The sequence below is a fragment of the Xanthobacter flavus genome (assembly GCF_017875275.1).
GTDB lineage: Bacteria > Pseudomonadota > Alphaproteobacteria > Rhizobiales > Xanthobacteraceae > Xanthobacter > Xanthobacter flavus_A.
In genome coordinates this window covers 4,937,039-4,958,881 of record NZ_JAGGML010000001.1, presented here as the reverse complement: position 1 = coordinate 4,958,881, position 21,843 = coordinate 4,937,039, and the positions used below count along the sequence as shown (strand labels likewise).

Here is a 21,843-nt window from a genome sequence, read left to right as displayed (position 1 = left end):
AAAAGCCCCACCGGTCCGGCTGCGTAAAGGCTCCGCGAGACTTCGTTCCAAAGTGTGGCGACGCTGGGGAATCACGAGGACCGCCCTTCACGGATGGTGAACGGCCGGTAAATCACAGCGATCATGGACTTGCGGCGCCTGCTCCCTTGCCGGGGCGGCGCTTGGGGGATATGCCTCCCGCCTGCCATGCAAGATGCTTCCGCCTTCACGCTCTCCGGCCGAGACCTCATCGGCATGGAAGGGCTTTCCGCCGGCGAGATCACGGGTCTGCTCGACCTCGCCGAGGAGTTCGTCGAACTCAACCGGCAGATCGAGAAGAAGCGCACGACGCTGCGCGGACGCACCCAGATCAACCTGTTCTTCGAGGCCTCCACCCGCACCCAGTCCTCGTTCGAGATCGCGGGCAAGCGGCTCGGCGCCGACGTGATGAACATGTCGGTCGCCTCCTCTTCGGTGAAGAAGGGTGAGACGCTGATCGACACCGCGATCACGCTGAACGCCATGCACCCGGACATCCTCGTCGTCCGGCATCATGCCTCCGGCGCGGTGGCGCTGCTGGCCCGCAAGGTGGATTGCTGCGTGGTGAATGCCGGCGACGGCGCCCACGAGCACCCGACACAGGCGCTGCTCGATGCCCTCACCATCCGCCGCAACAAGGGGCGCATCCAGGGCCTGACGGTCGCCATCTGCGGGGATGTGCTGCACTCGCGCGTGGCACGCTCCAACATCGCGCTGCTCAACACCATGGGCGCCAAGGTGCGCGTGGTGGCGCCCTCCACCCTGCTGCCCTCGGGCGTGGAGACCCTCGGCGTCGAGGTGTTCCGCACCATGGAGGCGGGGCTGGAAGGGGCGGACATCGTGATGATGCTGCGGCTCCAGCGCGAGCGCATGGCGGGCTCCTTCATTCCCTCGGTGAAGGAGTATTTCCACTATTTCGGCCTCGACGAGGCCAAGCTGCGCTACGCCGCGCCCGACGCGCTGGTGATGCACCCCGGCCCCATGAACCGCGGCGTGGAGATCGATTCCGCCATCGCCGACGGGGCGCAGTCCCTCATTCGAGAGCAGGTGGAGATGGGCGTCGCCGTGCGCATGGCGGTGCTCGATTCCCTCGCGCGGAAGCTTCCCAATGCGTAACGGCCGCTCCCATTCCAACGAAACCCGGCCGCTGCTGCTCGCCAATGCGCGGGTCATCGACCCCTCGTGCGGCGCGGACTTCCATGGCGATGTCTTCCTCGCCGACGGCATGGTGAAGGACGCCGGCTTCGGCATCGCCGCCGCCGGCATTCCCGACGGCGCGGAGGTGGTGGACTGCGCCGGGGCGGTGGTCGCTCCCGGCCTCGTGGACATGCGCGCCTTCGTGGGCGAGCCTGGCGCCGAGCATCGCGAGACGCTGGCCTCGGCGAGCCACGCGGCGGCGGCAGGCGGCGTCACCACCATCATCTGCCAGCCGGATACGGACCCGGCGGTAGATGATCCGGCCATCGTGGACTTCATCCTGCGCCGGGCGCGGGACACGGCGGTGGTGCGCGTGCACCCCATGGCCGCCATCACCAAGGGCCTCGAAGGCCACGAGATGACCGAGATCGGCCTATTGCAGGCCGCCGGCGCGGTGGCCTTCACCGATGGCCACAAGTCGATCATGAACGCCCAGGTGCTGCGCCGCGCGCTCACCTATGCCCGCGACTTCGACGCCCTCCTCGTGCACCACACCGAGGACGCGTCCATGTCGCAGGGGGCGATGAACGAGGGCGCCTTCGCCTCCCGCCTCGGGCTCTCGGGCAATCCGAAGGCGGCCGAGACCATCATTCTGGAGCGCGACGTGCGGCTCGTGGGGGCGGCGCGCTCGCGCTATCACGCGGCGGCGCTCACCTGCGCCGAATCGCTGGAGGTGCTGGAGCGGGCCAAGGCGGCCGGGCTGCCGGTAACCGCCTCCGTCAGCATCAACCACCTCTCGTTCAACGAGCTGGATATCGGCGCCTACCGCACCTATTTCCGCCTTGCCCCGCCCCTGCGCGGGGAGGAGGACCGGCAGGCGCTGATCCGGGCGCTCGCCTCCGGCCTCGTGGATGTGGTCGTTTCCGATCATCTCCCGCAGGACGTGGAAGGCAAGCGCCTGCCCTTCTCGGAAGCCGAGCCCGGCGCCATCGGGCTGGAGACGCTGCTCTCCGCCGCCCTGCGCCTCGTCCATTCCGATCAGGTGGACCTCGTGAACCTGCTCGCCGCCCTTTCCACCCGGCCGGCGGAGATTCTGGGGCTCGATGCCGGCACGCTCCGGCCCGGCGCGGCGGCGGACGTCATCGTGTTCGATCCCGGCCTGCCCTACGTGCTCGATCCCGCCTCCCTCAAGTCGCGCTGCCGCAACACGCCGTTCGACGAGGCGCGCCTCGACGGTCGGGTTCTGCGTACCGTCGTTGCCGGGCGCACCGTCTACGAATACGTTTGACCGACCGTGACCTGAGCCGTCCCGCCGCGGCGGCGCGGCGAGACCGTTCGAGGTGCGCATGCCTGATACCCCGCCCGCGCTCGTGCTGCTGATCGCCCTCGCGTTCGGCTACCTGCTCGGCTCGGTCCCGTTCGGGCTCCTCCTGACCCGCTTCGCCGGCACCAAGGACCTGCGCTCCATCGGCTCCGGCAACATCGGCGCCACCAACGTGCTGCGCACGGGGCGCAAGGATCTCGCAGCGGCCACCCTTGTGCTCGATGCGCTGAAGGGCACCGTCGCGGTCCTCGTCGCCCGCCACTTCGCTGGCGAGACGGCCGCCATGGCGGCGGCGGTCGGCGCCTTCCTCGGCCACATCGCGCCGGTATGGCTGCGCTTCAAGGGCGGCAAGGGCGTCGCGACCTTCCTTGGCGTCACCATCGGCCTGTTCTGGCCCGCCGCCATCGCCTTCGCGGTGGTGTGGCTGGGGGCGGCCTATTACACGCGATATTCCTCCCTGTCCGCGCTCATGGCGTCGGTGGCCACCGTGGTTGCGGCCATGGCCCTCGGGAACAACAATCTGGCCGTTCTGCTCGCCGTGCTCGCCATCCTGCTGTGGCTGAAGCATCACGAGAACATCCGCCGGCTGCTGGAAGGCACCGAGGGCAAGATCGGCGCGAAGGGCTGATCCGCCATGGCGCGGGGGAAGGCACAGGGACCCGCCAAAGGCGAATTGCTGGGGCCGGAGCAGCGCCGCGACTGGCTGCGGCTGATCCGCACCGAGAATGTCGGCCCGCGCACCTTCCGCGCCCTCATCAACCAGTTCGGCGGTGCCGGCGCGGCGCTGGAGGCGCTGCCCTCCCTCGCCCGACGGGGCGGACGGCTGATGCCGCCGCACACCCCGACCCTCGCCGAGGTCGACGCCGAAATGGAGGCGCACGCCCGCATGGGCGCCCGGCTGGTTGCGCTCGGCGAGCGTGACTACCCGCCGGCCCTCGCCGCCCTCGACGACGCGCCGCCGCTGATTTCCGTGCGCGGACAGGCCGAGGTGCTGCGCCGGCCCATGGTCGGCATCGTGGGCGCCCGCAACGCCTCGGCCGCCGGCCGCACCTTCGCCGCCCGGCTCGCCCGCGATCTCGCGGCCGGGGGATGGGTGGTGGTGTCCGGCCTCGCGCGCGGCATCGATGCCGCTGCCCATGAGGCGAGCCTCGAGGGTGGCACCGTCGGTGTGTTCGCCGGGGGGCTCGCCAAGCCCTATCCGCCGGAAAACCTCGGCCTGATGGAAAAGGTGGCCGCGACGGGAGCGCTCGTCTCCGAGATGCCCGTCGGCTGGGAGCCGCGCGCCCGAGACTTCCCCCGGCGCAACCGTCTCGTGTCGGGCATGAGCCTGGGCGTGGTGGTGGTGGAGGCGGCGGAGCGCTCCGGCTCGCTGATTACCGCGCGGCTCGCAGCCGAGCAGGGACGCGAGGTTTTCGCCGTGCCCGGCTCACCGCTCGATCCCCGCGCGGGCGGCACCAACCGCCTGCTGAAGCGCGGGGCGACCCTCGTCACCGAAGCGGCGGACGTGATCGAGGTGCTCACCCCCATCGCCGGGCGGCGGGAGGATCCGGTGGTGGAAGCGGAAGCCCCCTTCGTCCCCTCCGGACCGGCAACGCCCGGCGACGATGCGCGCGCCCGCGTCGTCTCGCTCCTCGGACCGGTGCCGACACCCATCGACGATCTGGTCCGCCTCTCCGGCTGCACGGCGGCGGAGGTGCAGATCGTGCTGCTGGAGCTGGAACTGGCGGGGCGGCTGGATCGCCCGGGCACGGGGCGGGTTGCGCTCAAATAGGAGGAAGTGGCCTACCGTGGCCCGGCGTCGGCACTGCCTGGACCGCGCGAGGAGACGCTGTCAGCGAGGACGCGGGCCTCCTGGCGTGCCATGTCAAGCACATAGGCGAGGGTTGAAAAGCCATGGTTGCGGGCGAGACGCGCCAGCTCGGCGGTGATGGCCGCGACATAGGCGGCCGTCGCAGCCGCATCGCCCGCGACATCGGCGGGAGACCGTTCGGTCATGTCGTTTGCGAAGCCCCGTTTGGTATCTGAAATACCGTCTTAAAGATTGAATTTGATATTAAAACATACTCTGGGTTGTACTTTCATCAAAGGCGTTGCCGCGCCTTGGACGGGTGGACGATTTGACAGGCGACCCGACGCTCCCCATGTTGCGGCGCTCCCGGTGTCTTGGTCCGCTCATGCTGGGTGACGGATCTCGATCAGGCGCCGGGCGCCGGAGCCGGAGCGTCTTGCTTCGCCCGCCGGGGAGCCGATCGGAACTCCGGCTGCTCCCTCCCCTTTCCAAGGCCGCGCAATGGGGCGGCGGCCCTTGATTGAGACACGGTTCGTCATGCAGGTCGTCATCGTCGAATCGCCGGCCAAGGCGAAGACGATCAACAAATATCTCGGTCCCGGCTACGAGGTCATCGCCTCCTACGGCCACGTTCGCGACCTGCCGTCGAAGGACGGCTCGGTGGATCCGGACGCCGACTTCCGCATGCTGTGGGACGTGGACCCCAAGGCGCAGAAGCGGCTCAACGAGATCGCCGCCGCCGTGAAGGGGGCCGATGGCCTGATCCTCGCCACCGACCCGGATCGCGAAGGCGAGGCCATCTCCTGGCACGTGCTGGAGGTGCTGCGGCAGAAGAAGGCGCTCAAGGCCCAGAAGGTCGAGCGCGTCGTCTTCAACGCCATCACGAAGCAGGCGGTGCTGGAGGCCATGAAGGCGCCCCGCGCCATCGACACCGCGCTGGTGGACGCCTATCTCGCCCGCCGCGCCTTGGACTATCTCGTCGGCTTCACCCTCTCCCCCGTGCTGTGGCGCAAGCTGCCTGGCGCGCGGTCCGCCGGCCGGGTGCAGTCGGTGGCGCTGCGCCTCGTCTGCGACCGCGAGCGGGAGATCGAGACCTTCGTCCGGAAGGAATACTGGTCCATCCTCGCCAAGCTTGCGACGCCGCGGAGCGAGGAGTTCGAGGCGCGGCTTTCCGGCGCCGACGGCAAGAAGATCACCCGCCTCTCGGTAGGCACGGAGGAGGAGGCCAAGGCCTTCCGCGCGGCGCTGGACAGCGCGGCCTTCCGGGTGCGCTCGGTCGAAGCCAAGCCCATGAAGCGGCATCCCCAGCCGCCCTTCACCACCTCCACTTTGCAGCAGGAGGCGAGCCGCAAGCTCGGCCTTGCCCCCGCCCGCACCATGCAGATCGCCCAGCGCCTGTATGAAGGCGTGGACGTGGGCGGCGAGACGGTGGGTCTCATCACCTATATGCGAACCGATGGCGTGGACATGGCGCCGGAGGCGGTGGCCGCCACCCGCAGCGCCATCGGCAAGCAGTTCGGCCCGAAATACCTGCCCGGCGTGCCGCGCAAGTACACCACCAAGGCCAAGAACGCGCAGGAGGCCCACGAGGCCATCCGCCCCACCGACCCCTCGCGCCATCCCCGCGAGGTCGCCCGCTATCTCGATGGCGAGCAGGCCAAGCTCTATGAGCTGATCTGGATTCGCACGGTCGCGAGCCAGATGGAATCGGCCGAGCTGGAGCGCACCACGGCGGACATCGAGGCGAAAGCCGGTGCCCGCACGCTGGACCTCACCGCCACCGGCACCGTGGTCAAGTTCGACGGCTTCCTCACCCTCTACCGCGAGGGCAAGGACGACGAGGACGACGACGAGGAAGGCCGCCGCCTTCCGGCCATGAGCGCCAACGAGGCGCTGGCGAAGCGCGACATCTCCACCACCCAGCACTTCACCGAACCGCCGCCGCGCTATTCGGAAGCCTCGCTGGTGAAGCGGATGGAGGAGCTGGGCATCGGCCGGCCCTCCACCTATGCCGCCGTGCTCGCGGTGCTGCGCGACCGCGAATATGTGAAGCTCGAAAAGAAGAAGCTGGTACCCGAGGACAAGGGCCGGCTCGTCACCGCCTTCCTCGAAAGCTTCTTCAAGCGCTACGTGGAATACGATTTCACCGCCGACCTGGAAGAGAAGCTCGACGAAGTGTCGGCGGCGGAACTGGACTGGAAAGAGGTGCTGCGCGCCTTCTGGCAGGATTTCCACGCCGCCATCGAGGCCACCAAGGACCTGCGCGTGTCGCAGGTTCTGGATGCGCTCGATGAGATGCTCACCGCCCACATCTTCCCGCCCACCGAGGATGGGACCGACCCACGCCTGTGCCCCACCTGCGGCACCGGCCGGCTGTCGCTGAAGATGGGCAAGTTCGGCGCCTTCATCGGCTGCTCCAACTATCCCGAGTGCCGCCACACCCGTCCGCTCACCGGCGACAATGCGCAGGAAGGCGACGGCACCCGCGTGCTCGGCCTCGATCCGGATTCGGGCGAGGAAGTCACCATCCGCTCCGGCCGCTTCGGCACCTATCTCCAGCTCGGCGAGGGCAAGGAGGGGGAGAAGCCCAAGCGCTCGTCCCTGCCCAAGGGCCTCGCCCCGGCCGACGTGGATCTGGAAACGGCGTTGAAGCTGCTCGCCTTGCCACGGGAGATCGGGCTCCATCCGGAGGATCGCGAGCCCATCCTCGCCGGCATCGGGCGCTATGGCCCCTATGTCCAGCACGGACGCACCTACGCCAACATCGAGGACGGCGACGACATTCTCGCCATCGGCCTCAACCGGGCGGTGGCGCTGATCGCGGAGAAGCAGTCCAAGGGCCGTGGCGGCCGCGGCGGCACGCCGGCCGGGCGGGTCGTCGGCGATCATCCGACGCTGGGCGGGCCAATCACGGTGCGGCCAGGCCGCTTCGGGCCTTATGTGAACCACGGCAAGGTCAATGCGACCCTGCCCAAGTCCACCGATCCCGAAGCGCTGACGCTGGAACAGGCGGTGCAGCTCATCGACGCCAAGGCGGCGTCTTCGCCGGCCAAGCCCGCGCGGGGTGGCACTCGCAAAGCTGCCTCGGCGGACGGAGAGAAGGCCGCGCCGAAGAAGGCCGCCGCGAAGAAGACGGCCGCAAAGTCCACGGCGACCAAGAAACCCGCTGCCAAGAAGCCAGCCGCCAAAAAGGTCGCCGCAAGCAAGCCCGACGCGGCCGAATAGGCGCCGCGTCCTTCACGCCGGGGCAGCGTCACATGAGGCTGCCCTCGCCCTCGCTGGCGTGGACCGACGTGCGCAGCGGCCGCTCCGGCAGGAATGCCAGCGCCACGGCCGCCAGCGCAACCACCACCGTCATGGTGAGAAACACCCGGCTGAACGCGCTGGCGAGGCGCGCCGGGTCCGCGTTGCGCGCCAGGGTCTCGATATCCCCCGCCCCGCCTCCGGCCAGCACGGCCAGAAGCACGGCGCCCAGAACCGCCACCGAAAGCGCGCCGCCGAGCTGGCGGAAGAAGGTCATCACGCCCGTGGTGGTGCCCATGAGACGCGGCTGCACCGCGTTCTGGATCGACACGGTGCAGACCGGCAACGGCGTGCCCATGCCCACGCCGATCACGACGAACAGCGCCAGTGCCAGCGGCAGCGGCATGCCGGGGAACAGCGCGATCGCGAGGAGCCCGGCCGTCGCGAGCGTCAGCCCGGCGAGGGCCGGGCGCTTGTAACGGGCGAGGCGCGCCATGGACCGGCCGGAGAGCACCGCGCCCATCACCACGCCACCCATGAAGGGGATCAGCCCGAGCCCGGACTGGGTGGCCGAAAGCCCCCGCCCCGTCTCAAGATAGAGGGGCACGAAGATGGAAAGCCCGACCATGCCCCCGAAGGCGAGGAATGAGGCGATCATCCCCCAGCCCACCACCTTGTCCGCGAGGAGCCCGAGAGGCAAAAACGGCTCCTCCGCCTTCCGCATCCGCCAGATGAACAGGGCCACGAACGCCACCGCGCCGGCGAACAGGGCGAGGATGAGCGGCGAGCCCCAGGGATAGCGCACGCCGCCCCAGCCGAGGGCGAGCAGGAGAAGCAGGCTTGCCACCGCCATGAGCGCCGCGCCCAGATAGTCCATGGCGTGGCGACGCTCGTGGCGCGGCAGGTCGCGCAGCCGCCGCTCGGTGATGAGCAGAGCCGCGACGCCGATGGGCAGGTTGATCCAGAAGATCAGCGTCCAGTCGAGATATTGCGCGAACAACCCGCCCAGCACCGGCCCGGCGATGCTGGAGGCGGCGAACACGCCCGCGATCTGGGCCTGATAGCGCCCGCGCTCGCGGGGCGAGACCAGATCGGCGATGATGGTCTGGGACAGGGAGATCAGGCCCCCGCCGCCCAGCCCCTGCACCGCCCGCGCGATGATGAGCGCGAGCAGGTTCGGCGCCAGCGCGCAGGCCACCGAGGCGGCCGAGAACACCGCGACGGCGGTGAGCAGCATCACCCTCCGCCCGTGGATGTCGCTGAGCTTGCCGTAAAGCGGCGTCGCCACCGTCGCGGTGAGGAGATACGCCGTCACCACCCAGGAGAGGTTGGCGAAATCGCCGAACGCATCGCCGATGGTCGGCAGCGCGGTGGCGACGATGGTCTGGTCCAGCGCCCCCAGCAGCATCGCCAGCATCAGGCCGAAGATGATGCGGCGGATTTCGGCATGGTCCGGCGGTGCGGACGGGGCGCGGTTCGGCTGCGGATCGGTGTACTGCATGAGGGGAATCGGGAACCCGGCGGGAGACGCCCATGGGCACCCCACGGGCGGGCGAACGCAAGGACGCCGATGCGGAAGGGGACACGCCGCCCCCTTCCGCCAAGCTTCACGACTGCGTGAAGATATCAGGCCACCGCGGCGACCGGGCTGCCCTCGGGTGCGTCGGCGGCGTTTTCCCCGCGCCCCGGCGGCACCTCCTCGGGCACCGTGTCCGGCACCGGGTCCGCCTCTACCAACCGATGGGCCAGATTGTGGATGAAGCCGATCTTTTGGATCACGCCCGGCCCGAGGATGAACGGATAGGCGTCCGACATGCCGAGGCAGCGGTTGAGATTGTTGAGCGCGAACGAGATGGGCAGCCAGGAATCGACCATCTGCTGGATGGCGCAGGCGCGATAGGGATTGAAGTCCACCTCCGCGCCGAGTTCGCCCGTCCGATCGAGACGCGGCTGAACGCGCATGCCGAAGGCGGAGGCCATCTCCAGCGTGTCCACGATGTGGATGTAGTGCTTGAACGTCTCGGCGAAGTCTTCCCACGGGTGGGCGGTGGCATAGGCCGAGACGTAATTGACCTGCCAGTCGGGAATGGGACCATTGGCGTAATAGGCCTGAAGGGCCTCACCATAATCCGCGGTCTCGTCGCCGAACAGGGCACGGAACGCCTGCAGCCGGCCGGCGTCGCGCACCAGGCGGTTCCAGTAATAATGCCCGGTCTCGTGGCGGAAATGGCCGAGCAGGGTGCGATAGAGCTCGCCAAGCTCGCCCTTGCGATGCTCGCGCTCGGCGTCGTCAGCCTCGGCCAGGGCAATGGTGATGAGGCCCTCATCGTGGCCGGTCATGATCTTCGGCGTGGTGCCATCCGGATCATCGGCGAGGAAGTCGAAGCACAGGCCGCCCTCGCGGTCCTTGTTGCTCTCCAGCGGCAGGTTGAGGCGCAGCATTGAATAGATGAGCCGGTGCTTGGCGATCTCCACCTTCTGCCACTTGCGCAGGTTCTCCGGCACGGTCAGGTCCGGCACCATGCGGTTGTGGCGGCAGGCGAGGCAGAATTCCTCCTCCTGCTCCTCGGGCACGAGCCAGTTGCAGGCGTCCTGGGCGGCATTGGCGCAGAAGCGGTAGCGCTGCTCGTTCCGGCCGACGGGGCGCCACAGCCCGCTTTCCGGTTCCCCCTCGCGCTCCAGCGGAACGAGCGCGTTGGCCTCGGGAATGTAGCCAAGGTCGTGGCCGCACTTTTCGCAGCGACGGTTCTCGAAATACAGGAGCTGATCGCAGGCGGCGCAGCGAAACAGACGCATTGTGGGTTCTCCCCCGGGAAAACAAACTCATGCAGACGGCCGTCATGCGACGCCCGTCCGGGTGGCCTTTGAACCCGTTGGGCGCCGCACGGTTCCCCACAGATCGCTCGCCACCCCAAGAAAGTGGCCCTTTCCCGACGGCAAGTCCATTTCGCACCTGCGAATACCGCCGCGCGGGATGACGGGTCGCCCCGCAGGGGGCATGATCGCCTCCATGACCAGCCGCGCAGATACCGCCCTCTTCACCATCGGCTATGAGCAATCGACGCCCTCGGCCTTCCAGGCGGCGCTGGACGAGGCGAAGGTGGGCCTCCTGGTGGACGTGCGCGCCGTCGCGGCCTCACGCCGGCCGGGATTCTCCAAAACGGCGCTGGCGGCGGGTATCGCGGAGCATGGGGTCGCCTATGTCCACCTCAGGGCGCTGGGCACGCCCAAGGAGGGCCGGCTCGCCGCGCGCAGCGGCGACCATGATGCGCTGATGCGCATCTACGACGCCCACCTCGCCAGCGATCCGGCCAAGGCGGCGCTGGAGGAACTCGCCGAGCTGGCGCAGGGGCGGCGCATCTGCCTCATGTGCTTTGAGCGCCATGTGGAAGGGTGCCACCGCCTGCGGCTGGCCGAGTTCCTGTGCGAGCGGCTGGACCTCGGCGTCACGCACCTTCAGCCGGCACCGTTCTGAGCGTTTGCTCGCCCTTGCCGGCCGCCTCGCGCGCCTCGGCGAGGAGGCGCGGCGTGTCCACGTCGAGGAAAGCGCCCTCCTCCGCCGTCACCGGCACTTCGGCCACCAGCTCGGCGTTGGCGGCGAGGATGGCACGGGCGCCGACATCGCCCTCCAGCGCGGAAAGCTCCCCGAAGAAGCGGCGTGACCACAGCACCGGATGGCCGCGCTGCCCGCCCTCCACCGGCGCGGCGATGAGCCGGCCGGCGGCGGGCGCATGGGCATCCATCAGCCGGTCGAGCAGTCCGGGCGCGAGGAGCGGCATGTCGCCGAGCACCACCAGCGCCCCCGCCACGGTCTCCGGTACGGCGGCAATACCGGCGCGCAGAGAGGAGGCCATGCCCGTCGCATGGTCGGGATTGTGGACGAAGATCACGTCGAGTCCCGCCAGCGCCGCCTCCACGCGGGCGCGCTCATGCCCGGTGACCACGAGGACCGGCCGCGCCCGCGAGGCCAGCGCCGCTTCCGCCACCCGGCGGATCACCGGCCGTCCGCCCACCTCGGCGAGCAGCTTGTTGATGCCCTCTCCCATGCGCGAAGAGCGCCCGGCGGCGAGGATGACGGCGGCGAACCCCTCCTCCGCCTCGTCAGTTTCGGCACGGGGTTGGGGACGGGCGGCGATCTCCTGCAGCAGCCCGCCGGACCCGAGCCGGGCGATGTCGCGTGCGCTCACCTCCAGCCCGGCGAGGAGACGGTGGAGAATGAAGTCGAAGCCGTTCTCCTTGGGGCTGCGCGCGCACCCCGGCGCGCCCAGCACGGGCACGGGGCCGAGCCGCCCCAGCATCAGGAGGTTGCCGGGGTCCACGGGCATCCCCAGCCGCTCAACCTCGCCACCCGCCGCCATGAGGCCGGCGGGGATCACGTCGTTGCGGTCGGCGATGGCCGAGGCGCCGAAGACGATGACGAGTTCCGCCCCACTTGCCACCGCATCCTTGAGCGCGGCGGCGAGGGCGGCCGTGTCGTGGGGCAGGGTCCGCTCCAACGCCACCTCGGCGCCAGCCGGCGCGAGACGGGCGCGGGTGATGGCGAGCGTCTTCGCGACAACCTTGTCGGCGAGGCCCGGCAGCAACGTGGAGAGCACCGCCACGCGCTTCAGCCGGAACGGCGCGATGGAGATCACACCCCGTGCAGCGGAGGCGGCGGCTTCAACCAGTGCGCCCGGCACGGCATAAGGAATGATCTTGACCGTCCCCACCATGTCCCCGGCCGCCACCGAGCTGAAATCGCGCAAGGTGGCGAGGGTGATGGCCTCGTCCACCGCATTGAAGGCATCGAGCGCCGCATCCGAGATGCGCAGCACGCCGGCTGCCCCCGCATAAAGATTGGCCCGGCCGGTAAAGGCGGTGTCGGGCGTGACATGGGCGCCCGCGACCGCCTCCGCGAGACGACGCGCGGCGGCATCTTCCGGGACGTCCTCTGGCTCCATGCGCGCGGCGACCACCTCCGTGAGACCGGCGGCGGCCAGGCGGGCAATGTCGGCGGACGCGAGATGCGTGCCCTTCTTGATGGTGCCGCCGGGAAGCCGCACGGAATGGGCGGCGATGGCGCCTTCGGCCTCGGCGAGCGGCAGGGGGCCAAATTTCACGCGGCCGCTCCGGCCGTAGCGCTCGAGCCGGTGCGCAAGGCGCGGATCACCTCGGCCAGCACCGCGACGGCGATCTCGGCGGGGCTGGAGGCGCCGATGTCCATTCCGATGGGCGCGTGGATGCGCGCCAGGGCCTGCTGGGACAGCCCCGCCGCCGCCAGCCGCTCCACGCGCTTGGCATGCGTGCGGCGCGAGCCCAGCGCGCCCACGTAGAAGCACTCGGCCCGCAACGCGGCGGCGATGGCCGGCTCGTCGATCTTGGGATCGTGGGTGAGGGCCACCAGCGCGGTGAAGGGATCGAGCGCATAGGCCGGCAGCGCCTCGTCCGGCCATTCGGCGATCACCGGCACGTCGGGGAAGCGCTCGGGCGTCGCGAAAGCGGTGCGCGGATCGAGGATCGTCAGGTCGTATCCCGCGAGGCGCGCCATGGGGGCCAGCGCCTGCGAGATATGAACGGCACCGATCACCAGCATGCGCGGCGGCGGCGCATCCACCGCGAGGAAGACGCTGCCCTCCGCCGCCTTGCCGCTGCGCCGGGCGGCGAGCGCCGCCGCGATCTCCGCGCCGAGCGGATCGGTGGCGAGCGTCGCGGCGGTGGCGAGGCGCTGGGCGCCAGTGGCCAGCTCGGTCACGACGACCGCGGCGCGGCGGGCGGCGCGCTCCGCATTCAGGGCGGCGAGCAGGTCGAGACGCATGGTGGTCCTCCCTCAGGGAGCATCCGGATCATCTTCCCCACTGAATATAACGCCGCGCGCCCCGCGTCACGACGCGCGTCATTCAGTCCACCGGCTCCACATAGACGGCGATCTTGCCGCCGCAGGAGAGTCCGACCTTCCAGGCGGTCTCGTCGGCGACGCCGAATTCCAGCGTGCGCGGTGTTCCGGCCGCGATCACCTCCGCCGCCTCGCTCACCACGGCGCCTTCCACGCAGCCGCCGGAGACAGAGCCGAGGAAATTGCCCTCCGCATCGATGACGAGGCGGCTGCCCACCGGGCGCGGGGCCGAGCCCCATGTTTCCAGCACGGTGGCGATGGCGACCCCCCGCCCCTCGCGGCGCCAGCGCTCGGCGGCGGCGAGAACATCGCTGTCGGTCACGTCCATGGGCGGCTCCCGTGTTCATTTGGCAGGGCGGCTGGCTTCCCATATAGCTGTCGCGAAGCCGATGCCGAACCCTCTCACCAAACTTGTGTCCTTGGCCGCCCGCGATCAAGGGACGCTGCGCACCGCCGATGACCTCATCGGCGCTGGCCTTGCCGCGCCTGACGCGCGCCCGGTGTTGGAAGAGGTGGCCGCCCGTTATGCCGTGGCGGTCACGCCCACGCTGGCGGCCGCCATCGACCCGACGCACGAAACCGACCCCATCGCCCGCCAGTTCGTACCCGATCCGGCCGAGCTGAAGGTGCGTCCGGAGGAACTCGCTGATCCCATCGGCGATGACGCCCACAGCCCCGTGCCGGGCGTGGTGCATCGCTATTCCGACCGGGCGCTCTTGAAGATCGTGGGCGTCTGCGCCGTCTATTGCCGCTTCTGCTTCCGCCGCGAGATGGTGGGGCCGGGTGCGGCCTCCCTGCTCTCGGACGATGCGCTGGAGCAGGCGTTCGCCTATTTCGCCGCCCATCCGGAGATCTGGGAAGTCATCCTCACGGGCGGCGATCCCTTCATGCTCTCGCCCCGGCGCATGGGCGAGGTGGTGGGGCGGCTGGCCGCCATTCCCCATGTGAAGATCGTGCGCCACCATACCCGCGTGCCCATCGCCGCGCCGGAACGGGTGACGCCGGCCTTCGTCGCCGCGCTCAAGACGCCGGGCATCACGCCCTATGTGGCGGTGCATGTGAATCATGCGCGCGAACTCACCCCCGACGCCCGCGTCGCGCTGGCCCGGCTCGCCGATGCGGGCATCCCGCTGCTGTCGCAAACCGTGCTGCTGCGCGGGGTGAACGACAGCGCGCAGACGCTGGCCGAACTCTTCCGTGCGCTCGTGGAATGCCGCGTGAAGCCCTATTACCTGCACCATCCCGACCTTGCCCCCGGCACCGGCCATTTCCGCCTGCCCATCGCCGAGGGGCAGGCGATCGTGCGCGCGCTGCGCGGGCGCCTCTCCGGCATCGCCCAGCCCACCTACGTGCTCGATATCCCCGGCGGGGCCGGGAAAGTGCCGCTCACGCCGGGCCATCTGGCCGCGACCGGGGGCGGCTATCAGGTGAGCGACAATTGCGGCGGCCTGCACGCCTATGCCGATGAGGGAACGAATGGCTGAGCTTCGCCGCATCACCCAGCCCGGGCCGGTCGCGGCCGAGCGCATCGAGAGCGCAGTTGGCATGCTGAAGGTACTCGATTTCACGCTCCAGGCCGGCCTCACCATCAATGCCGCCATCTGCGGCCCGCTTCTGGAAGCCGGCATGGGCGCGGCGCAGGTGGAGATTTCCGGCGGCGCGTTCGGACCGTTCACCTATGTGATGCCCGCTGCCTCGCCGGATGCCACCCACGCCGCCTGGTACAGCCGCGCCTTCTCGCCGGAGGGCGTGACGAAGCTGGAGCGCGGCAATGTGACCTTCGGCCGGAAGGAGGGCGCGCCGTTCATCCATTGCCACGCCTTCTGGATCGAGCCGGACGGCAGCCGCCACGGCGGCCATGTGATGCCCCACGAAGCCGTGGTGGCCGAGCCCATCCGTGCCCGCGCCTATGGCGCCGCCGAGGTGGAGACCACCGCCGATTTCGACCCCGAGACCAATTTCCCCCTCTTCACCCCCCATGCGGTGAATGCCCCGGCCGATGGCCCGCGCATCGCCTTCGCGCGGGTGCGGCCGAACACGGAGCTGTTCGGCGCGGTGGAGGAGATCTGCCGCCGCCACGGCTTCAAGGGCGGGCGGCTGCGCGGAGGGGTCGGCAGCATCATCGGCGCGCGCTTCCATGATGCGCCGCCGGTGGAAGACTACGCCACCGAGGTGTTCGTGACCTCCGGCGTGATCGCCCCCGATGCGTCGGGCACGCTGGCGGCGGATATCTCCCTCTCCCTCGTCGGCCTCTCCGGCGTTCTGGCCGAGGGACGGCTGGTGCGGGGGGAAAACCCGGTTCTCATCACTTTCGAACTGGCGGTGGAAGAGACCACCGGCTGATGGGGCCGGACAAAGCCGCCACCAAGCTTTCGAGGCTTTTCAGATCGTGGACGGGGCGCATCTCGTCCACCTGCGGCAGCATGGCGGCGACGCCCTGCGCCTTCGGCTCGAACCCCTCGTAGCGCAGCAGCGGATTGAGCCAGACGAGCCGGCGGCAGGAGCGCTTCAGGCGCGCCATCTCGCCCGGCAGCGTGTCGTCCACCTCCCGCTCCAGCCCATCGGTGAAGAGCAGGACGACCGGGTTCTGCGCCGTCACTCGCCGCGACCACTCCACATTGAAGGCGCGCAGCGAGGCGGCGATGCGGGTGCCGCCCGCCCAGTCCCGCGCCGACGCGGACACCGCCGCCAGCGCCGCATCGGGATCGCGCCGCGCAAGTTGCCGCGTGACATTGGTCAGGCGCGTGCCGAACAGAAAGACGGACACCTTCCGCCGCGCCGCCAGCGCGTGAAGGAAGGACAGGATGGGCCGGGAATAGTCGGCCATGGAACCGGAGATATCCACCAGCGCGACCACCGGTGGCGGCTTCTCCCGCTCGCCGCGCCGCTTCAGCAGCACGAGATCGCCGCCGGTCGCCACCGCCGCGCGTAGCGAGGCGCGCAGATCGAGCCGGCGGCCCTTCGGGTCGGGGACGAGCCGGCGGGTGCGGGCGCGGTCGTCCGGCATCCGCAAATGCGCGATGCGGCGGCGCGCCTCGGCGAGTTCGGCCGCGGACATCTGCGCGAAATCCTTGGTGCGCAGCACGTCCTCGACGGAGGCGGAGAGGCGCGCCTCCACCTCCACGCGGGGCTTTTCCACCTGCCGCTCGGTGCCCACCCCGGCGAACAGGGCCTCCTCCACCCGCCGGAGCACGCTTTCGCGCTTCTGCTCGCGCTGCGGCACGGCCACCGGCGAGAGCATGGCAATCAGCCGTTCCTGATGCGCCCGGCGGCGCCAGAACAGGCGGAAGGCCTGGTCGAACACCACACTGTCCTCGTGGCGCGAGACGAAGAGGGCATGGAGGGTCCAGTAGAAATCCTCGCGCGCGCCGACGCCGGCCATCTCCACCGCCGCCACCGCGTCGAGGATGCGCCCCGGCCCCACCTTGAGGCCTGCGGCGCGCAGGGCGCGGCCGAACCAGGCGATGTTCTCGGCAAGCCGCCCGTCCTCAGCGGCGGTCGCGGTGGTCACATACGTGCCGATCACTCCGCCGCGCGCGAGGCCTGCCGCGCCTCCTCGATGAGGCGCTCGATGCGGGGCGCATCGGTGCGGGCGATGTCGTCCTGATACTTCAGCAGCACGCCCAGCGTGTCGCCGACGAGGCCGGGATCAAGCGATACCGCGTTCAGCTCCACCAGCGCGGAGGCCCAATCCAGCGTCTCGGCGACGCCGGGCACCTTGAACAGGTCTTCCTTCCTGAGCGCCTGCACGAAGGCCACCACCTCGGCGGACAGGCGCGCAGGCGCATCCGGCAGGCGGGCGCGCAATATCTCCATCTCGCGGGCGGCGTCGGGATAATCCACCCAGTGATAGAGGCAGCGCCGCTTGAGGGCGTCGTGGATTTCGCGCGTGCGGTTGGAAGTGAGGATCACGATGGGCGGGGCCGCCGCCTTGATGGTGCCCAGCTCCGGGATCGTCACCTGATGGTCGGAGAGCACTTCCAGCAGGAAGGCCTCGAACGCCTCGTCCGTGCGGTCCAGCTCGTCCACAAGCAGAACGGGCGGGCCTTCGGCGTGGGGCTCCAGCGCTTCCAGAAGGGGGCGGCGCAGCAGATAGCGGTCAGAAAAGATATCTGCCGCGATGGCGCCCTTTTCGCTCTCGCCGGCGGCTTCCGCGAGGCGGATGGCGATCATCTGGGCGGCGTGGTTCCACTCGTAGACGGCGGCCGAAAGGTCCAGCCCCTCATAGCATTGCAGGCGGATGAGCCGGCGGCCCAGCGCCGCCGCCAGCGTCTTCGCCACCTCCGTCTTGCCGACACCGGCCTCGCCTTCCAGCAGCAGCGGGCGGCCCATGCGCAGCGCCAGGAAGACGACGGTGGACAGCGCCCGATCGGCCACATAGCCCTGCCCGGCCAGCAGCCGGCCGGTGTCATCGATGGAGCCGGGCAAGGCGCCCCGTGTCGCGTCCGCGGTCATGGCGCGAGTAGAGCATGGGGGAAGGGATGGGCCAAGCGGGGGTGGCTCGGTCTCCTTTTCCCTAGCGGGAGCAGAGAGCCATGGCTCTAAAGCCCCTTCTTCTTCGCGAGGTCAGCCAGCTTCTTCAGCACGGTCAGAGTGCCCTTCAGCCGGTGCTCGGCGTTCGGCCAGTCGCGCAGGAAGACGACCTTGAAGTCGGGCCGCACCTTGGCCTGCGCGCCCTCGTTGGCGATCAGCTTCACGAGGCCCGAGGGGTCGGAGAACTCGTTGTTGCGGAAGGTGAGCACCACGCCCTTGGGGCCGGCATCCACCTTCTCCACATTGGCCTTGCGGGCGAGCGCCTTGATCTGGGTGAGCTTGAGCAGCTGGCCCACCTCCTCCGGCGTGGGGCCGAAGCGGTCCACCAGCTCGGCGCCGAAGGCGTCGATCTCGGCGTCGTCCTGGATGTCGGCGAGGCGGCGGTAGAGGGCGAGGCGGACATGCAGGTCGCCCACATAGTCCTCGGGGATCAGCACCGGCATGCCGATGGTGATGTTGGGCGACCACTTGTCGTCGACGTAATCCGTGATGCCGGCCTTGATGTGGGCGATCGCCTCCTGGAGCATCTCCTGGTACAGTTCGTAGCCCACTTCCTTGATGTGGCCGGACTGCTCGTCGCCCAGCAGATTGCCGGCGCCGCGGATGTCGAGGTCGTGGCTCGCCAGCTGGAAGCCGGCGCCCAGAGTCTCCAGCGATTGCAGCACTTTCAGCCGCCGCTCCGCCTGCACCGTCACGGGCTTGGTGGCCGGAACGGTGAAGATGGCGTAGGCGCGCGCCTTGGCCCGGCCCACCCGCCCGCGCAGCTGGTAGAGCTGGGCGAGGCCGAACATGTCGGCCCGGTGGACGATGAGGGTGTTGGCGTTGGGCACGTCGAGGCCCGATTCCACGATGGTGGTGGAGAGCAGCACGTCGTACTGCCCATCGTAGAAGGCGGTCATGATGTCTTCGAGGGCGCCGGCGGCAAGCTGGCCATGGGCCACCGCCACCTTCACCTCGGGCACGGACGCGGCCAAAAACTCGCGCACCTCGGCGAGATCCTCGATGCGCGGCACCACATAGAAGCTCTGGCCACCGCGATAGCGCTCGCGCAGCAGCGCCTCGCGCACCACCAGCGCGTCGAACGGCGTGATGAAGGTGCGCACCGCGAGGCGGTCCACCGGCGGGGTGGCAATGATGGAGAGTTCGCGCACGCCGGTCATGGCCAGTTGCAGGGTGCGCGGGATGGGGGTGGCGGTGAGGGTCAGCACATGCACCTCGGCGCGCAGCTGCTTCAGCCGCTCCTTGTGGGCGACGCCGAAATGCTGCTCCTCGTCCACGATGACGAGGCCGAGATCCTTGAAGGCGATGGCCTTGCCCAGCAGCGCGTGGGTGCCGACCACGATGTCCAAAGTGCCGTCGGCAATGCCCTTCTTCACCGCCGTGAGGTCCTTGCCCGTCACCATGCGGGAGGCCTGCCCCACCTGAACGGGCAGGCCCTTGAAGCGGTCGGAGAAAGTCTTGAAATGCTGGCGGGCGAGGAGCGTGGTGGGCACCACCACCGCCACCTGCTTGCCGGAGAGCGCCACCGCGAAGGCGGCGCGCAGGGCCACTTCCGTCTTGCCGAAGCCCACGTCGCCGCAGATCAGGCGGTCCATGGGGTGGCCGGAGGCGAGGTCGTCCAGCACCGAGTCGATGGCGGCTTCCTGATCGTCCGTCTCCTCATAGGGGAAGCGGGCGCGGAATTCGTCGTAGAGGCCCATGGCGGGCACCAGCTTCGGAGCCTCGCCGAGCTGGCGCTGGGCGGCGATCTTGATGAGTTCGGACGCCATCTCGCGGATGCGCTTCTTCATCCGCGCCTTGCGCTGCTGCCAGGCGCCGCCGCCCAGCTTGTCCAGCTGGGCCTCGGTCTCCTCCGAGCCATAGCGGCTCAGGAGTTCCAGATTCTCCACCGGCAGGAACAGCTTGTCGCCGCCCGCATAGTGCAGTTCCAGGCAATCGTGGGGCGAGCCCATGGCTTCCACGGTCTTGAGGCCGATGAAGCGGCCGATGCCGTGGTCCACATGCACCACGAGGTCGCCGGCGGTGAGCGCGGTCAACTCGGTGAGCACGTCCTGCGGGCGGCGCGCCTTGCGCTTGGGCCGCACGAGGCGGTCGCCGAGGATGTCCTGCTCGCCGATGACGGCGAAGTCCGGCGTCTCGAAACCCGCCTCCAGCCCGAACACGGCGAGCGCCGCCTGGTTCTTCGGCAGGGCGGCGAGGCTGTCGAAGCGGGAGATGGCGGCGCAGCCCTTCAGGCCGTGGTCCGCCAGCACCGTGCCGAGGCGCTCGCGCGAGCCTTCCGACCACCCGGCGAGGATGACCTTCTTCGATTTCTGCAAGTCCCGCACATGGGCGATGGCGGCATCGAAGACATTGGCATCGGGGTCCGCCCGCTCGGCGGCGAAGGAGCGGCCCTGCATGCCGCCGAGGTCGATCACCTTCCCTGCCCCGCCGTCCGGCACCGCGAAGGGCGAGAGGCGGGCGAGGCGCATGCCGGCGAGGCATTTCGACCATTCCGGGCCCTGCAGATAGAGCCGGTCCGGCGGCAGCGGATTGTAGGTGGCGCCGCCGTTCAGCTCCTGCGCCTGCCGGCGGGCGTCGTAATAATCGGCGATCTGGGCGATGCGCTCGCCGCCGGCTTCCTCGGCGAGCGGATCGAGCAGCAGCGTGCCGCCTTCGAGATAGTCGAAGAGGGTGTCCATGCGCTCGTGGAACAGCGGCAGCCAATGCTCCATGCCGGCGTGGCGGCGGCCCTCGCTCACGGCCTCATAGAGCGTGTCGCCCTTCTGGGCGGCACCGAACTGGGCGATGTAGGCCATGCGGAAGCGGCGCATGGTGTCGGTGGTCAGCTGGAACTCGGCCATGGGCACCAGTTCCAGCGCGCGCAACTGCGAGGTGGTGCGCTGGGTCTCGGGGTCGAAGGCGCGGATGCTCTCCAGCGTGTCGCCGAAGAAGTCGAGGCGGATGGGCGCGTCGAGGCCGGGCGGGAAGAGGTCGATGAGGCCGCCGCGCACGGCGTATTCACCGGTGTCGCGTACCGTCGGGGTGCGCAGGAAGCCGTTCTGCTCGGCCCATTGGGTGACGCCATCGAGCGCGATGGCATTGCCCGGCGCCGCCACCAGCGACTGCGCTGCCACCAGCCCCTTGGCCGGCACGCGCTGCACCGTGGCGTTGACGGTGGTGATGAGCACGCTCGCCGCGCCGCCCTTGATGCGGGCAAGCTTCGCCAGCGCCGCCATGCGCCGCGCCACGATCGAGGCGTTGGGCGAGGCGCGGTCGTAGGGCAGGCAGTCCCACGAGGGAAAGGAGATCACCTCCAGCTCGGGGGCGAAGAAGGCGAGGCCCCGTTCCAGCGCGGCCATGCGCTGCCCGTCGCGGCACACCACCGTCAGGCTCGGCCACGGCGCATTCTTCTGCGCGGCGAGGGAGCGCGCGAGGTCCGCGACCACCATGCCCTCCATGCCGTCGGCGACGCGCGAGAGGGTCAGCGGCCGGCCTTCGGCCAGCACGTCGGCGATGGGCTGGGGACGCTTCAAGACAGGAACTCCGGAAGGACGGCGGGGGGCGCAAGATCAGCCCGGCAAGATCAGCCCGGCAGCCCGCGGCCCGAGAAATGGAATGCGCGGATCTTGCGGAACAGCTCGGTGTCGAACTCCGGCGGGATCGGTTCGGTGCCGCTCACCCAGGAGAAGACCTTCTGGTCCTCGGGCTCCAGCAATTCCTCGAAATCTGCAAGCTCCGCGTCCGACAGCGCGGTGATCTCGGCATCGGCGAAGCCACCGAGGATGAGGTCCATCTCGCGCATCCCGCGATGGCGCGCCCGGAACAGGATGCGGCGGCGCCGCTCGTCGAGGCCGTCGCTGGACCTGATGATGCCGGACATGAGGAGACCTCCAAAGCATGCGAACGGCCGGGCCAAAAGGCCCGTCCGTTTGGCGCATATAGGGT

At 69.7% G+C, this 21,843-nt stretch carries 18 protein-coding genes; 8 read left to right on the top strand and 10 right to left on the bottom strand.

The features are described 5' to 3' along the window. The first annotated feature begins 186 nt into the window (after positions 1–186). Genes J2126_RS23220 through dprA form a run of 4 tightly spaced genes read left to right on the top strand, consistent with a single transcriptional unit; the run spans position 187 to position 4,250 of the window. Positions 187–1,134 (top strand): aspartate carbamoyltransferase catalytic subunit, encoded by a 948-nt coding sequence (locus J2126_RS23220; protein ID WP_209489145.1) that lies wholly within the window; start codon positions 187–189, stop codon positions 1,132–1,134. After that, entirely contained in the window at positions 1,127–2,443 is a 1,317-nt protein-coding gene (locus J2126_RS23215) for a dihydroorotase (RefSeq protein WP_209489144.1), read from the top strand. The genes J2126_RS23220 and J2126_RS23215 overlap by 8 nt, the downstream gene beginning before the upstream one ends. 58 nt (positions 2,444–2,501) lie before the next feature. After that, positions 2,502–3,107 (top strand): glycerol-3-phosphate 1-O-acyltransferase PlsY, encoded by a 606-nt coding sequence (plsY, locus tag J2126_RS23210; RefSeq protein WP_209489143.1) that lies wholly within the window; start codon positions 2,502–2,504, stop codon positions 3,105–3,107. A gap of 6 nt (positions 3,108–3,113) precedes the next feature. After that, on the top strand, positions 3,114–4,250 hold the full coding sequence (gene dprA, locus J2126_RS23205) for a DNA-processing protein DprA (protein WP_209489142.1): 1,137 nt from the start codon (positions 3,114–3,116) through the stop codon (positions 4,248–4,250). A gap of 11 nt (positions 4,251–4,261) precedes the next feature. Here the strand turns inward: dprA and J2126_RS23200 are convergent, their stop codons facing one another. Continuing rightward, the gene (locus J2126_RS23200; protein ID WP_209489141.1) at positions 4,262–4,474 is read right to left on the bottom strand and encodes a hypothetical protein; all 213 of its coding nucleotides are present in this window, start codon (positions 4,472–4,474) and stop codon (positions 4,262–4,264) included. Between the two features lie 331 nt (positions 4,475–4,805). On the opposite strand from J2126_RS23200, the gene topA reads away from it, so the two are divergent. After that, on the top strand, positions 4,806–7,493 hold the full coding sequence (gene topA / locus J2126_RS23195) for a type I DNA topoisomerase (RefSeq protein WP_209490497.1): 2,688 nt from the start codon (positions 4,806–4,808) through the stop codon (positions 7,491–7,493). A gap of 28 nt (positions 7,494–7,521) precedes the next feature. On the opposite strand, the gene J2126_RS23190 is transcribed toward topA, so the two are convergent. Both J2126_RS23190 and J2126_RS23185 read right to left on the bottom strand, forming a co-directional pair. Continuing rightward, positions 7,522–9,012: an MDR family MFS transporter gene (locus J2126_RS23190; RefSeq protein ID WP_209489140.1), complete on the bottom strand. Its 1,491-nt coding sequence runs from the start codon at positions 9,010–9,012 to the stop codon at positions 7,522–7,524. 125 nt (positions 9,013–9,137) lie between these two features. Next, the gene (locus J2126_RS23185; RefSeq protein ID WP_209489139.1) at positions 9,138–10,307 is read right to left on the bottom strand and encodes a zinc-binding metallopeptidase family protein; all 1,170 of its coding nucleotides are present in this window, start codon (positions 10,305–10,307) and stop codon (positions 9,138–9,140) included. Between the two features lie 214 nt (positions 10,308–10,521). Here J2126_RS23185 and J2126_RS23180 point away from each other — a divergent pair, with 214 nt between their 5' ends. After that, on the top strand, positions 10,522–10,986 hold the full coding sequence (locus J2126_RS23180) for a DUF488 domain-containing protein (RefSeq protein WP_209489138.1): 465 nt from the start codon (positions 10,522–10,524) through the stop codon (positions 10,984–10,986). Here the strand turns inward: J2126_RS23180 and J2126_RS23175 are convergent. From J2126_RS23175 to J2126_RS23165, 3 genes are all read right to left on the bottom strand, one after another. Further along, entirely contained in the window at positions 10,958–12,610 is a 1,653-nt protein-coding gene (locus J2126_RS23175; protein ID WP_209489137.1) for an NTP transferase domain-containing protein, read from the bottom strand. The two genes, J2126_RS23180 and J2126_RS23175, sit on opposite strands and share 29 nt — an antisense overlap. After that, positions 12,607–13,305: an XdhC family protein gene (locus tag J2126_RS23170; RefSeq protein WP_209489136.1), complete on the bottom strand. Its 699-nt coding sequence runs from the start codon at positions 13,303–13,305 to the stop codon at positions 12,607–12,609. The genes J2126_RS23175 and J2126_RS23170 overlap by 4 nt, the downstream gene beginning before the upstream one ends. Positions 13,306–13,387: 82 nt before the next feature. After that, positions 13,388–13,711 (bottom strand): XdhC family protein, encoded by a 324-nt coding sequence (locus J2126_RS23165; RefSeq protein WP_209489135.1) that lies wholly within the window; start codon positions 13,709–13,711, stop codon positions 13,388–13,390. 61 nt (positions 13,712–13,772) lie between these two features. Here J2126_RS23165 and J2126_RS23160 point away from each other — a divergent pair, with 61 nt between their 5' ends. Together J2126_RS23160 and J2126_RS23155 are read left to right on the top strand one after the other, a co-directional pair. After that, positions 13,773–14,867 (top strand): lysine-2,3-aminomutase-like protein, encoded by a 1,095-nt coding sequence (locus J2126_RS23160; RefSeq protein ID WP_209489134.1) that lies wholly within the window; start codon positions 13,773–13,775, stop codon positions 14,865–14,867. Beyond that, a complete protein-coding gene (locus tag J2126_RS23155) occupies positions 14,860–15,726 on the top strand; it encodes a PCC domain-containing protein (protein ID WP_209489133.1) in 867 nt (288 codons plus the stop codon). The genes J2126_RS23160 and J2126_RS23155 overlap by 8 nt, the downstream gene beginning before the upstream one ends. Here J2126_RS23155 and J2126_RS25875 read toward each other — a convergent pair. The 4 genes from J2126_RS25875 to J2126_RS23135 all read right to left on the bottom strand — a co-directional run bounded on the left by J2126_RS25875 (position 15,689) and on the right by J2126_RS23135 (position 21,778). Further along, positions 15,689–16,894 (bottom strand): vWA domain-containing protein, encoded by a 1,206-nt coding sequence (locus J2126_RS25875; protein WP_209489132.1) that lies wholly within the window; start codon positions 16,892–16,894, stop codon positions 15,689–15,691. The two genes, J2126_RS23155 and J2126_RS25875, sit on opposite strands and share 38 nt — an antisense overlap. Before the next feature lie 11 nt (positions 16,895–16,905). Next, positions 16,906–17,838: an AAA family ATPase gene (locus J2126_RS23145; RefSeq protein WP_209489131.1), complete on the bottom strand. Its 933-nt coding sequence runs from the start codon at positions 17,836–17,838 to the stop codon at positions 16,906–16,908. A gap of 86 nt (positions 17,839–17,924) precedes the next feature. After that, positions 17,925–21,431 carry a transcription-repair coupling factor gene (mfd, locus tag J2126_RS23140; protein ID WP_209489130.1) on the bottom strand — a complete coding sequence of 1,169 codons (3,507 nt, stop codon included), beginning with the start codon at positions 21,429–21,431 and terminating at the stop codon, positions 17,925–17,927. Positions 21,432–21,481: 50 nt separating this feature from the next. Beyond that, positions 21,482–21,778, bottom strand: coding sequence for a succinate dehydrogenase assembly factor 2 (locus tag J2126_RS23135; protein WP_209489129.1), 297 nt, complete (start codon positions 21,776–21,778; stop codon positions 21,482–21,484). Positions 21,779–21,843 lie beyond the last annotated feature (65 nt).

What these genes read in the sequence shown, in the direction of transcription:
- J2126_RS23145 (WP_209489131.1), bottom strand. Translation starts at nt 17,838, where the DNA reads ATGACCGCGGACGCGACACGGGGCGCCTTGCCCGGCTCCATCGATGAC.
- J2126_RS23190 (WP_209489140.1), bottom strand. Translation starts at nt 9,012, where the DNA reads ATGCAGTACACCGATCCGCAGCCGAACCGCGCCCCGTCCGCACCGCCG.
- topA (WP_209490497.1), top strand. Translation starts at nt 4,806, where the DNA reads ATGCAGGTCGTCATCGTCGAATCGCCGGCCAAGGCGAAGACGATCAAC.
- J2126_RS23155 (WP_209489133.1), top strand. Translation starts at nt 14,860, where the DNA reads ATGGCTGAGCTTCGCCGCATCACCCAGCCCGGGCCGGTCGCGGCCGAG.
- J2126_RS23220 (WP_209489145.1), top strand. Translation starts at nt 187, where the DNA reads ATGCAAGATGCTTCCGCCTTCACGCTCTCCGGCCGAGACCTCATCGGC.
- J2126_RS23215 (WP_209489144.1), top strand. Translation starts at nt 1,127, where the DNA reads ATGCGTAACGGCCGCTCCCATTCCAACGAAACCCGGCCGCTGCTGCTC.
- J2126_RS23135 (WP_209489129.1), bottom strand. Translation starts at nt 21,778, where the DNA reads ATGTCCGGCATCATCAGGTCCAGCGACGGCCTCGACGAGCGGCGCCGC.
- J2126_RS23200 (WP_209489141.1), bottom strand. Translation starts at nt 4,474, where the DNA reads ATGACCGAACGGTCTCCCGCCGATGTCGCGGGCGATGCGGCTGCGACG.
- plsY (WP_209489143.1), top strand. Translation starts at nt 2,502, where the DNA reads ATGCCTGATACCCCGCCCGCGCTCGTGCTGCTGATCGCCCTCGCGTTC.
- J2126_RS23180 (WP_209489138.1), top strand. Translation starts at nt 10,522, where the DNA reads ATGACCAGCCGCGCAGATACCGCCCTCTTCACCATCGGCTATGAGCAA.
- J2126_RS23170 (WP_209489136.1), bottom strand. Translation starts at nt 13,305, where the DNA reads ATGCGTCTCGACCTGCTCGCCGCCCTGAATGCGGAGCGCGCCGCCCGC.
- J2126_RS23185 (WP_209489139.1), bottom strand. Translation starts at nt 10,307, where the DNA reads ATGCGTCTGTTTCGCTGCGCCGCCTGCGATCAGCTCCTGTATTTCGAG.
- J2126_RS23160 (WP_209489134.1), top strand. Translation starts at nt 13,773, where the DNA reads ATGCCGAACCCTCTCACCAAACTTGTGTCCTTGGCCGCCCGCGATCAA.
- J2126_RS23165 (WP_209489135.1), bottom strand. Translation starts at nt 13,711, where the DNA reads ATGGACGTGACCGACAGCGATGTTCTCGCCGCCGCCGAGCGCTGGCGC.
- dprA (WP_209489142.1), top strand. Translation starts at nt 3,114, where the DNA reads ATGGCGCGGGGGAAGGCACAGGGACCCGCCAAAGGCGAATTGCTGGGG.